Genomic DNA, 11878 nt, shown 5'->3' with positions numbered 1-11878 from the left:
GCTCCTTCTTCCTCACCACGTGGACGGGTACAGCTGCGCCTCGGACGTGGAGGGGGCTACTCGGTACTTCTCGAGCACCTGGGACATGAGTGTGCGGAACGCCGGAGCCGCTCCGCTGGACCACTTGTTGGTCTGCGGCTTCGTGAACGTCACCGTGACAACATACTGGGGGTCCTCGGCGGGTGCCATTCCGGCCACCGAGGTGATGCGCTGCCCGCCGTAGCCCTTCGAGCCCTCGGCGACCTCGGCGGTACCGGTCTTCGCGGCCACGTTGTAGCCGGAGATCGGCTTCATGCCGACGAGCGTGCCGCCCGTGACGACGCTCTGGAGCATCTTCACGGTCTGCTGCGCGGCGGCCGGCGAGACGACCTGCGTCCCCTGCACGTCGGGCGCGTCGATCGTCTTGCCGTCGGCCGTCTGGCAGCCCTTGACCATGTGCAGCGGGATCCGGACGCCGTTGTTCGCCAGGGTCTGGAAGACGCTCGCGACCTGGATCGCGGTCGTGGAGATGCCCTGGCCGAACATCGAGTTGATGTTCGTCTGGCTGCTCCAGTCCGGCGTGGCGCCGTACTGCATGGACGGCTGGCCCGGGTACTCGATCGCCGACTCGGGCTCGAACAGGCCGAACTTCTTCATGTACTCGTAGCGCTGCTGCTGCGTCAGGCGTTCACCGAGCTCGGTGATGCCGACGTTCGACGAGTTCTGCAGGATGCCGGTCAGCGTCAGGTTCTCGGTGGGGTGGAACTCCGAGTCCTGGATCCGTCCGCCCCACGGGAACGAGCGGGAGTACGGCACGACGGCGCGGTCGGTCGGGCTCGACTTGCCCTCGTTGATGAGCGCGGCGGCGATCGCCGCCTTGATGGTCGAGCCCGGCTCGTACGTCGCGGTCAGCGCGCGGGAGCCGTAGGCACCGGTGTCCTTCGTCGCGTCGACGTCGTTCGGGTCCACCGTCGGGTAGTCCGCGACCGCGAGGAGCTCGCCGGTCTTCGCGTTCGTCACCGTGGCGGTCGCCGACTCGGCCTGCAGCTCCTTCGCCGCGGACGCGATCGTCTGCTGCGCCATGTACTGCAGGTCGCTGTCGATCGTGGTCTGCAGCGTGCCGCCGTCCTTGGCCTGCTGCTTCGTCACCGTGCTGCCGGGGAGCTGGACGCCGTCCTCGCCGCGCTCGTACGTCTCCGAGCCGTTCGTGCCCGCGAGGCACTGGTTGTAGGAGTACTCGAGGCCGGCCTGGGCGCCGTCGGTCCCCATGAAGCCGGTCAGGGCACCGGCGGTCGCACCGGTCGGGTAGATGCGCGCGGACTGCTGCTCCGGGTAGAGCCACGGCACCTCGAGGTCGCGGACGGCCTCGTAGTGCTTCACGTCGAGGCCCTTGACCAGGTACGCGAAGTCCGACTTCGGGTTCGCCGCGATGTTCTTCTGCATCGTGGCGACGTCTCCGCCGGACGCCTTCGCGATCGCCTGGAGGGCGTCGTCGACCGACACGTCCTTCACACGGGTGCCGCCGAGCTTGCCCTTGAAGGGTGCGACCAGGCGCGGGGCCGTCGTGATGTTGTAGCGGTTCACACTGTCCGCGAGCTCGACGCCGTTGCGGTCGACGATGTCACCGCGGGTGCCGTAGATCGTGACCGGGATGCTGCGCTTGGCCTTCGACTGCTCGTTGAGCTCGGCGGCCTGCACGACCTGGATGTCCACGAGACGGATCACGAAGACCGCCACGAGGGCGATCACCGCCATCATCACGATGCCGTAGCGCAGTCGGCGGTTGCGGATCGTCTTCGTCACGCGGTGCGGTCCTTCCCGGATGGTGCGGCAGGGTGTCCCGACCCGCAGGTCACCGGGTGGCGGGGGCCTGGAGCTGGTTCGGGTCGGACTCTACGTCGGGGGTGGAGGATGCCCCGGCCGACGCGCTGGACCCTGTGGTCTTCCCAGCGTCGCCGCTCGACGGTGCGCTCGTCGAGGACGCGTCCGTCGAGGGTGCGCTCGTCGCCGATGCGTCGGCTGCGCCGCCCGTCTCCTTGCTGGCGGCCGTGTCGCCGGACTTCGCGGCGAGCGGCACCTGGTCGAGCAGGGCGTTCGGGACCTGGTTGTCGCTGCTCGCCGTCGCCTCGTCCGGGGCGGCGGGCGTCGGCGTGCCGAACACCTGCCCGGTCTTCGGGTCGAGGTACACCGGCGTCGAGTTCGCGATCATCCCGAGGGACTGCGCGTTCCTGGCGAGGTTCTGCGGGGAGTCGAGCACCCGGAGCTCCTCGGACAGCGACTGCTGCGTCCGGGAGAGCGCGGTCTGCTCGGCCCCGAGTGAGCTGAGCGTGTACGCGCCCTGGCTCAGGACCATGCTGATGCCGAGCTGCGCGAGCAGCAGCACGCCGAGCGCCGCGACCGCCACCACCGCGTAGGCGATGCGGGGGCGGGCCCGTCGCTGCGCCTTGGTCGGGGCGACCTCGACGAGCTCGGGACGCTCGTGACGGGAGCCGCGGGGCGCACGGGGCGGGGCGACGGCAGGGTCGACGAGTGCGAGGTTCGTGCTCATGTCACTTCCGGATCCGCTGGGCCGCGCGCAGGCGCACGGGGATGGCTCGGGGGTTGGCGGCGCGTTCGGCCTCGTCGGCCAGTTCCGCGCCCTTGACGACGAGGGAGAAGGTGGGGGCGTGCTCGGGCAGCTCGACCGGCAGGCCGGCGGGGGCGCTCGAGGTGGTGCGCTCGACGAGGGCCCGCTTGACGAGCCGGTCCTCGAGGGACTGGTAGGACTCGACGACGATCCGACCGCCGACCGCGACGGCGTCGAGCGCCGCCGGGATCGCCCGCTCGAGGACAGCCAGTTCGGCGTTGACCTCGATCCGGAGCGCCTGGAAGACCCGCTTGGCCGGGTGCCCCTGCCGCTGCACGGCGACGGGGGTCGCGTCGTGCAGGACCTGGACGAGGTCGCCGGACATCTCGAACGGACGCTCGGCCCGCCGCGCGACGATCGCCCGGGCGTAGCGCCCGGCGAGTTTCTCCTCGCCGTAGCGCTGGAAGATCCGGCGCAGCTCGCCCTCGTCGTACGTGGCCAGGACGTCGGCGGCGGTCTGCCCCTCGGTCCGGTCCATGCGCATGTCGAGTGGCGCGTCCTGGCTGTACGCGAAGCCGCGCTCTGCCCGGTCGAGCTGCAGCGAGGACACGCCGAGGTCGAACAGCACGCCGTCCACCGCGTCGAAGCCCTCGCCCGCGATCGCGTCGGCGATCCCGTCGTAGACCGTGTGCACCAGGCGGACGCGGTCGCCGAAGCGGGCGAGCCGCTCCCCCGCGATGCCGAGCGCGTCGGTGTCCCGGTCCAGCCCGATGAGCGTCAGGTCCGGGAAGCGCTCGAGCAGGCCCTCGGAGTGGCCGCCCATGCCGAGGGTGGCGTCGACGACGACCTTGCCCGGGCCGTCGAGGGCGGGCACGAAGAGCTCGACGATGCGGTCGAGCATCACCGGCGTGTGCGGGAACTTCGGCTGGTCGTCGGCCATGTGCAGCCCCTCGGACTCCTGGGCCACGCACCCGGATCCCCATCCATGCGACCTGACACCGGGGAAGGTGTGTCAGGGCACCACGGCTGGGAGTCCCGATCCGCGGATCAGAAGATCCCCGGGATCACCTCCTCGTCGTTGTCGGCGAAGCCCTCTTCGACCTCGGCGTAGTAGGCCTCCCACGCGGGGGTCGACCAGATCTCGGCACGGTCACCGCTGCCGATGACCGTGAGGTCCCGCTCGAGCCCCGCGTACTCGCGGAGGTTCTGCGGGATCGTCACGCGGTTCTGCTTGTCCGGGGTCTCCGCGCTCGCTCCGGAGAGGAACAGGCGCATGTAGTCCCGGGTGCGCTTCGAGGTCATCGGCGCCGTGCGGATCCGCTCATGCAGCTGCTCGAACGTGTCCGCGCTGAAGACCACGACGCAGCGCTCCTGCCCACGGGTCATCACGAGCCCGCCGGACAGCTCGTCCCGGAACTTGGCGGGGAGGATCACGCGACCCTTCTCGTCGAGCTTCGGGGCATGGGTACCGAGCAGCACGTCGGGGCCTCCCCTCCGCTCCACCGGACCGTCGTGTTCCCCACTTTACTCCACTTCGCTCCCCGCAAACCGGAAGCGGCCCCGTGAATTCCCCGGATCCCCCGGAATGGGGGCGTCCAGGGCAGGGTCGGCAAGCTGGCGCGCGGCTCACTCCCCCGGAACGACGGCGATCAGGGCGCGGCTCGACGCCGTGGAGGAAAGTGGAGGACTTTCGGAGGGTGATGGCGGCCCAAGGGCGCGCCGGACGGGAGGATCGTGGCGGTGCCGCCACGATCCTCCCGTCCGCCCTCCCCCCCCCCCCCCACCTGGCGCGCGATCCTTCCCATCGCAGGTGACCTGGGATGCCGATCCGCGCGTGGGATGCCGGGAGGAACGGCATCCGATGCGCGGTTCGGCTTCCCGTGCGCGGATCGACCTCCGACGCGCGGATCGGCACCAGGCGCGCCAGGAAACCACGCTCCCCCACGCACGACGACGGGGCCGGTCCCGAAGGACCGGCCCCGTCGTGGTGGAGGCGTGTGGAGGGGCTGCTACTGCTGCCCGGGGTCGTTGCGCTTGTCCCAGCGCTCGTTCATACGATCCATGAACGAGCCACCGGACGAGGACGGTCGCGCGGGCTTCGCGGATCCACCGGACCGAGGCGCCTTCGCCCCGGACTTCGGCATCCGCATGCCCGGCCGCAGCGCCCACAGGACGCCGGCGAGCATGACGACGAACCCGGGCAGACCGAGCCACGGCTGCTTGAAGACGAGTGCGAGGACGACGATCGCGACGCCGACCAGCGCAGCGAGGACGCCCAGCGTGATGGACGTGTAACTCGGACGACCCTGGCGGCGCGTGACCCGCGCCACGAAGTCGGAGTCGTTCTGGTAGAGGCTGCGCTCCATCTCCTCGAGGAGTCGCTGCTCTTGCTCCGAGAGTGGCATCTCGTTTCCCTCTGTTCCTGGGGATGCTGTTGCCTGGCGGCATCGGGTGTCGTCGTCGCCAGAAGTGGACCGATTCTATGTCTCGACCGCTCCACTAGGGTAGGGACCGTGGCTGAGAGTACGCGATTAGTGGACCTCGTTTCGGCGCGGATCGACCGGGCGCTCGACGAGCAGCGGGAGCGGCTCCTCGCCATCAGTCCCGACCTCGAGCAGTTCGACCGGTACGCCCGCGACCTGCTGTCCGGCGGCAAGCGCTTCCGGGCGCTGTTCTGCTACTGGGGATGGCAGTCCGTGGCGGGGCGGTCCGGCTCCTTCGACCCCCTGGCCGAGGGCTCCCGGCAGACCACGGCCGAGGCCGTCGTCACGGTCGCCGCCGCGCTCGAGGTCTTCCACGCGGCCGCCCTCGTGCACGACGACATCATGGACCGCTCGGACACCCGTCGCGGGCGTCCCGCCGCGCACCGCCGCTTCGAGTCCCAGCACGCGGAGTCCGGGTGGGCCGGCGACCGCGCCTTGTACGGCACGAACTCCGCACTGCTCCTCGGCGACCTGCTGCTGTCGCTCAGCGACTCGGTCTTCGACGAGGGCCTCGCACTGCTCGACCCGGCACGCGCCCGCATCGTGCGCCAGGAGTTCCACACCATGCGGCTCGACGTCACCGCAGGGCAGTACCTCGACGTGCACGAGGAGACCGCCTGGCCGACGATCGACGAGTCCGAGCACCTCGTGCGGGCGCAGCGCGTCATCGTCTTCAAGTCGGCGAAGTACTCGATCGAGGCGCCGCTCGTGATCGGCGCCCTCGTGGCCGGTGCCACCGAGGCGCAGCTCGAGGGCCTGCGGTCCTTCGGCCTGCCGCTCGGCGTGGCCTACCAGCTGCGCGACGACCTGCTCGGGGTGTTCGGCGACCCCGAGGTCACCGGGAAGCCGGCCGGCGACGACCTCCGCGAGGGCAAGCGCACCGTCCTCATCGCCTCGGCGCGGAAGACCCTGGGGGCCGGTCCGCGCCAGCTGCTCGACGAGCTCCTCGGCGACCCGGACCTCGACGAGGCCCAGGTGCAGATGCTCCGCGCCACCCTCACCGAGTCCGGTGCTGTCGCGGCGGTGGAGCGCTCGATCGAACGGCACGTGCAGCGCGCGAAGGCCGCGCTCGATGCCGCGCCGCTCACACCGTCGGCGCGCGACCAGCTGGTCGCGCTGGCCGACACCGTGAGCCGCCGCGTCGCGTAGACGGGGACGACGAGACGGACGGGAGGATCGTGGCGGCGCCGCCACGATCCTCCCGTCCGAGCAGTGGTGGGGTCTAGAGCAGTGACTGGGCCACGCGGCGCACCTCGGCCTTGCGGCCGGCGCGCAGCGCCGCGATCGGCGAGGTGCCGAGTGCGGGTTCCTCGCTGAGCATCCAGCGCACGGCCTCGTCGTCGGAGAACCCGTTGTCACCGAGGACGATGAGGGTGCCGCGGAGTTCGGGCAGGGGCTCGTCACCGTCGAGGAACTCGCTCGGGACGCGGAGCACGCCGCCGACCCGTGCCGGCAGCAGGGTCTTCTGCTCGAAGAGCCGGTGGATGCGACCCGGGGTCACGCCGAAGCGTTCCACGAGGTCGGGCACCGTCAGCCAGCGCTCGGAGAGGGTCGTGTCGTCGGTGGGTGCAGCGCTCACGCGCCCCATGTTGCCAGAGTGTCCGGCCCCCTCGGCGCGTCCCGTTGGTCACACGAGTCACACACACCACATCCGACTCTCTGGTTGACTTGGGAATCAGCCCATGCCAGCGTTGAGTCACCTGTGAGTGCTCGCACACGCGCGCACGGCCCCGAGATCAGGCCCCGAGATCAGGAGAGTCCCGTGGACAACGCTGCAGACGAAGGCGCCCGCCGCGCACGATCGGCCCGGTTCGCCACCATGCCCATCGTGCTCGCGGGGACGATCGCCGTGACCGCCGGCCTGACGGGCCCGATCGCGCACGCCGAGCCCCGGCACGACGACGACGCCGCGAAGAAGCGGCACGTCGACCAGGACCGCAACGTCGGCGACCGCCCGGTGTTCGGCACGGCCGTCGCCCGTCCGGCGGAGACCACGGTGACCACGGTGGCCGCCGTGCAGCGCACCCCGACGACCGCTGCGCCCACGAACTACACCGTCCAGCAGGGCGACACCGTCTCGGGCATCGCCGCCCGCTACGGCCTCTCCGCGCAGGAGGTCCTGGTGCGGAACGGCCTGGGCTGGAACACGATCATCCACCCGGGGCAGACCCTGCACCTGACCTCCCAGCCGGCGTCCGCCCCGGTCGCCGCCGCGTCGTCGTCGAGCACCGCGACCGGGAGCTACCACGTCAAGCAGGGCGACACCGTGTCGGGCATCGCGGCCCGCGTCGGCGTGTCGACCTCGGCGCTCCTCGGCGCGAACAACCTGTCGCAGCGCTCGGTGATCTACCCCGGGCAGACGCTCACGGTCCCCCGTGCCGGGACCCCGGCGCCCGCTCCCGCCCCGGCCGCGAAGCCCGCCGCGACGACCTCGACCGCGTCGGCCCGCTCGAACAGCGTGAAGATCGTCGCCGGGGACACCATCGCGGCGATCGCCGTCAAGCACGGCGTGTCCGTCAAGGCGCTGCTGGCGGCGAACGGCCTCAGCTACACGAGCACCATCTACGCGGGCAAGACGCTCGTGATCCCCGGCTCCGGTGCCGTCGCGACGACGACCTCGTCACGGCCGACGAGCGTCAACGGCGTCTCGCTCTCCGCCGAGCAGCGCGCCAACGCGGCCACGATCGTCTCCGTCGGCCGCACCATGGGCGTGCCGGACCGCGGCATCGTCATCGCCCTCGCCGCCGCGCTGCAGGAGTCGAGCCTCCGGAACCTGTCGCACGGCGACCGCGACTCGGTGGGGCTGTTCCAGCAGCGGCCGAGCCAGGGCTGGGGCGACAAGGCGACGCTGCAGGACCCGTCCGCCGCGACGAAGCTCTTCTTCCGCGGCAACCCCGGCAAGACGCGCGGACTGCTGTCCGTCCCCGGGTGGTCGTCGATGCAGCTGACCGACGCCGCGCAGGCCGTGCAGGTGTCCGCGTACCCGGGCGAGTACGCCAAGTGGGAGCAGACCGCCTCGGCGCTGCTCGCCTCGTTCTGACGCCCGGCCTGTCCGGGCGACCGAGCCGACTCATCCTCGAGATCGAGATTGGGTCACGACCGGTGCGTCAGTGCGGGACCGGCCAGCGCCGCTTCGTAGAATGCCGCCGATGACCACGAACGCCGCCACGGACCCGATGATCGGTCGCATGATCGACCAGCGGTACCGCGTGCGCTCCCGCATCGCGCGCGGGGGCATGGCGACCGTGTACCTCGCGACCGACGTCCGGCTCGAGCGCCGGGTCGCGATCAAGATCATGCACGGGCACCTGGCCGACGACCAGGCCTTCCGGGAGCGCTTCATCCAGGAGGCCCGGAGCGCCGCCCGGCTGTCGCACCCGAACCTGGTCGGCGTGTACGACCAGGGCGCGGAGGACGACACGGCGTACATCGTGATGGAGTACATCCCGGGCATCACGCTGCGGGACCTGCTGCAGGAACACCACGCGCTGACCCCGGAGCAGGCGACGGACATCCTCCGCGCCGTGCTCGCCGGCCTGGCCTCGGCCCACCGCGCCGGGATCGTGCACCGAGACCTCAAGCCCGAGAACGTCCTGCTCGCCGACGACGGCCGGATCAAGCTCGGCGACTTCGGGCTCGCCCGTGCAACGACCGCGAACACCGCGACCGGTGCCGCCCTGCTCGGGACGATCGCGTACCTGTCCCCCGAGCTCGTCACGCGCGGCGCGGCGGACTCCCGGAGCGACATCTACGCGCTCGGCATCATGCTCTACGAGATGCTCACCGGCGAGCAGCCGTACAAGGGCGACCAGCCGATGCAGATCGCGTACCAGCACGCGAACGACACCGTGCCCGCGCCGAGCGCCGCCGTTCCGGGGGTCCCGCCGGAGCTCGACGACCTCGTCGCCTGGGCCACGGCCCGCGACCCCGAGGACCGGCCCCGCGACGCGCGCGAGCTGCTCGACCACATGTCGGGCAACCAGCAGCGTGCCACCGGGCAGTACCGCACGGCTGTCCTGCGCCCCGAGAACGCGACCGCGATCCTCCCGGCCGGTGGAGCCTCGCCGAACTCGGCACCGGACACCGACGACCCGACGACCGTGCTCGACCGGACGCCGGCGGACACGCGCTCCCCGGTCCGCCGGGGCGCACCGGGCCCGCGACGCACCGGATCCCAGCCGGGCGTCCTCTCCCCCGCCGGGCAGCGCCTGGCGGACCTGTCGGCACGGCGCCGGAAGCGCGGCTGGATCGCCCTGGCGATCGTGCTCGTGCTCGTCCTGGCCGCCGGGGTCGTCGGCTGGGCGTTCGGACCCGGTCCGTGGGGCAACGTCCGGATCCCCGAGGTCACGGGCAAGTCCGTCTCCCAGGCCCGGCAGCTGCTCGAGGCCCAGGGGCTCCAGACCGCGCGCGCGACGGCGACCCGCTTCGACGCCGTCGTCGCGAAGGGTCAGGTCTCCACGACGAAGCCCGCCGCCGACCGCGAGGTCCGGAAGGGCACGGCCGTCCAGATCGTCGTGTCGGACGGCCCGCGGCTGATCACCCTGCCGGCCATCGTCGGCCAGCCGGTGTCGACCGTGACGGCCGCGCTCGACGACGACTTCCAGCTGCAGGACGACCAGTACCAGTTCTCGGCCGACGCGCCGAAGGACACCGTCATCGCGGCGACCGGCGTCGGCACCGACGGTGCGACCGTCGACCTCGCGCAGGTGCAGCAGTACGGCGAACGCGGCCCGGTGACCCTCACGGTGTCGCTCGGACCGGTGCCGGACGTCGCCGGCAAGTCCGTCGCCGACGCCACCGCCGCCCTCGACGCCGTCGGGCTGACCGTGGGCGCGCAGTCCGCGCAGTTCTCGGACGACGTCCCGAGCGGCCAGGTCATCTCGCAGTCGGTGCAGGACGACCCTGCGAAGCAGGGCTCGGCGGTCGACCTCGTCGTGTCGAAGGGTCCGGCGCCGATCGCGCTGCCGGACGTCGCGGGCAAGACGGTGCGCGACGCCACGAGCACGCTCGAGGCCCTCGGGCTCCAGGTGAAGGTGCCGGACTGCACGAACATCCTGTGCCGCATCTCGGACTGGAAATCGGTGCTGCCCGTGACCTCGACGGACCCGCCGGCCAAGTCGACGGTGCACCGCGGCGACACGATCACCCTCGCCTACGACGACTGACCCCGTTCCGCCCGCCGCAGGCCGTTCCGCGCGTCGGAGACCGTTCCGCGCGTCGAAGGGCGTTCCGCGCGTCGGAGACCGATCCGCGCGTAGAACGTCGTTCCTTCCGCCCTCCGACGCGCGGATCGTCCTCCCATCACACTCGCGATGGGTAGGAACGTCGCGGGCCGTCGCACGGCGACCAGGCGACGGACGGGAGGCGCGGTGCCAGCTGGCACCGCGCCTCCCGTCCGTCAGCCCGTCCCGCGGGCCTCTCGTGGCTACGCCCGCTGGTACGGGTGCGCGCTGAGCTCCTCGGCGACGAGGAACGCGAGCTCGAGCGACTGCATGTGGTTCAGACGCGGGTCGCACAGCGACTCGTACCGGGTGGCCAGGGTCGCCTCGTCGATCTGCTCCGACCCGCCGAGGCACTCCGTGACGTCGTCACCGGTGAGCTCGACGTGCATGCCGCCGGGGTACGTGCCGACCTGCCGGTGCGCCTCGAAGAAGCCGAGGACCTCGTCCACGACGTCGTCGAAGCGGCGGGTCTTGTAGCCCGTCGGCGTGGTCAGGCCGTTGCCGTGCATCGGGTCGGTGACCCAGAGCGGCTTCGCGTCCATGCCCTTGATCGCCTCGAGGAGCTTCGGGAGCTCGTCGCGGATCTTGCCGGCGCCCATGCGGGTGATGAACGTGAGCCGGCCGGGCTCGCGCTCCGGGTCCAGCTTGTCGACCAGGGCTCGCATGTCGTCGACCGAGGTCGTCGGGCCGAGCTTCACGCCGATCGGGTTCCGCACCCGCGACAGGAAGTCGACGTGCGCACCGTCGATGTCGCGCGTGCGCTCCCCGATCCAGATGAAGTGGCCGGAGGTGTCGTACGCCTGCCCGGAGCGGGAGTCGATCCGGGTCATCGGGCGCTCGTAGTCCATGAGCAGGCCCTCGTGCGAGGCGTAGAACTCGGTGTGCTTGAGCGCCTCGAAGTCGGCACCGCAGGCGTCCATGAAGCGGACCGCGCGGTCGATCTCCTGCGCCATGTGCTCGTACCGGGCGTTCGCCGGGTTCGACGCGAAGCCCTTGTTCCACGAGTGCACCTGGCGGAGGTCCGCGAACCCGCCCTGCGTGAAGGCGCGCACGAGGTTCAGCGTGGAGGCGGCCGTGTGGTACCCCTGCACGAGGCGCCGCGGGTCGGCCTGGCGGCTCTCCGGCGTGAAGTCGTACCCGTTGACGATGTCGCCGCGGTAGGCCGGCAGCGTGACGTCGCCGCGCGTCTCGAAGTCGCTCGAGCGCGGCTTGGCGAACTGCCCCGCCATGCGACCCATCTTGATGATCGGCATCGAGGCGCCGTAGGTCAGGACGACAGCCATCTGCAGGATCGTCTTGACGCGGTCGCGGATGGAGTCGGCGGTCGCGCCGGCGAAGGTCTCGGCGCAGTCACCGCCCTGGAGCAGGAACGCGCGGCCCGAGGCGGCTGCAGCGAGCCGGTCGCGGAGCTTGTCGACCTCGCCGGCGAACACGAGCGGGGGCAGCGTGGCGATCTCGGCCGAGGCGGCCTCGGCCGCGGCGGTGTCCGGCCAGGTCGGCTGCTGCTTGATCGGGAGCGTCCGCCAGTGGTCGAGGCCCTCGATCACGTCCGGATCCTGCAGGGCGACGAAGTCGGTGGACTCGAGCACGGTGGTACCTCGGGGGTTCTGGGGCGTACCGCCTGCGGC

The 11878-nt window shown here is 71.5% G+C and carries 10 protein-coding genes; 3 read left to right on the top strand and 7 right to left on the bottom strand.

The genetic code is table 11. The features are described 5' to 3' along the window. Positions 1–12: 12 nt before the first annotated feature. The 5 genes from LQK89_RS06560 to LQK89_RS06540 form a co-directional block, all read right to left on the bottom strand. A complete protein-coding gene (locus LQK89_RS06560) occupies positions 13–1782 on the bottom strand; it encodes a peptidoglycan D,D-transpeptidase FtsI family protein (RefSeq protein WP_175326255.1) in 1770 nt (589 codons plus the stop codon). A 49-nt stretch (positions 1783–1831) separates the two neighbouring features. After that, a complete protein-coding gene (locus LQK89_RS06555) occupies positions 1832–2527 on the bottom strand; it encodes a hypothetical protein (RefSeq protein WP_058742391.1) in 696 nt (231 codons plus the stop codon). Position 2528: 1 nt separating this feature from the next. Beyond that, positions 2529–3485, bottom strand: coding sequence for a 16S rRNA (cytosine(1402)-N(4))-methyltransferase RsmH (gene rsmH, locus LQK89_RS06550; protein WP_231050754.1), 957 nt, complete (start codon positions 3483–3485; stop codon positions 2529–2531). Positions 3486–3592: 107 nt separating this feature from the next. After that, entirely contained in the window at positions 3593–4024 is a 432-nt protein-coding gene (mraZ, locus tag LQK89_RS06545; RefSeq protein ID WP_058729729.1) for a division/cell wall cluster transcriptional repressor MraZ, read from the bottom strand. A 530-nt stretch (positions 4025–4554) separates the two neighbouring features. Beyond that, positions 4555–4950 carry a DUF3040 domain-containing protein gene (locus LQK89_RS06540; RefSeq protein WP_231050537.1) on the bottom strand — a complete coding sequence of 132 codons (396 nt, stop codon included), beginning with the start codon at positions 4948–4950 and terminating at the stop codon, positions 4555–4557. Positions 4951–5079: 129 nt separating this feature from the next. Between LQK89_RS06540 and LQK89_RS06535 the strand changes: the two genes are divergently transcribed. Further along, on the top strand, positions 5080–6177 hold the full coding sequence (locus tag LQK89_RS06535) for a polyprenyl synthetase family protein (RefSeq protein WP_310796266.1): 1098 nt from the start codon (positions 5080–5082) through the stop codon (positions 6175–6177). Positions 6178–6250: 73 nt separating this feature from the next. Here LQK89_RS06535 and LQK89_RS06530 read toward each other — a convergent pair whose 3' ends face one another. Then, a complete protein-coding gene (locus tag LQK89_RS06530) occupies positions 6251–6616 on the bottom strand; it encodes an Rv2175c family DNA-binding protein (RefSeq protein WP_058742395.1) in 366 nt (121 codons plus the stop codon). A gap of 174 nt (positions 6617–6790) precedes the next feature. Here LQK89_RS06530 and LQK89_RS06525 point away from each other — a divergent pair, with 174 nt between their 5' ends. Beyond that, positions 6791–8068: a LysM peptidoglycan-binding domain-containing protein gene (locus LQK89_RS06525; RefSeq protein ID WP_231050536.1), complete on the top strand. Its 1278-nt coding sequence runs from the start codon at positions 6791–6793 to the stop codon at positions 8066–8068. Positions 8069–8177: 109 nt separating this feature from the next. Then, positions 8178–10193 carry a Stk1 family PASTA domain-containing Ser/Thr kinase gene (pknB, locus tag LQK89_RS06520; RefSeq protein ID WP_231050535.1) on the top strand — a complete coding sequence of 672 codons (2016 nt, stop codon included), beginning with the start codon at positions 8178–8180 and terminating at the stop codon, positions 10191–10193. Positions 10194–10453: 260 nt separating this feature from the next. Here pknB and LQK89_RS06515 read toward each other — a convergent pair whose 3' ends face one another. Next, a complete protein-coding gene (locus LQK89_RS06515) occupies positions 10454–11797 on the bottom strand; it encodes a class II 3-deoxy-7-phosphoheptulonate synthase (RefSeq protein WP_114850887.1) in 1344 nt (447 codons plus the stop codon). Positions 11798–11878: the final 81 nt, after the last annotated feature.

Origin of the sequence: Curtobacterium sp. C1 (assembly GCF_021049325.1) — a bacterium.
In the GTDB taxonomy this organism is placed as follows: Bacteria; Actinomycetota; Actinomycetes; order Actinomycetales; family Microbacteriaceae; genus Curtobacterium; species Curtobacterium citreum.
The sequence above is the reverse complement of the archived record's forward strand: the minus strand, read 5'-3'. Positions and strand labels throughout refer to the sequence as shown.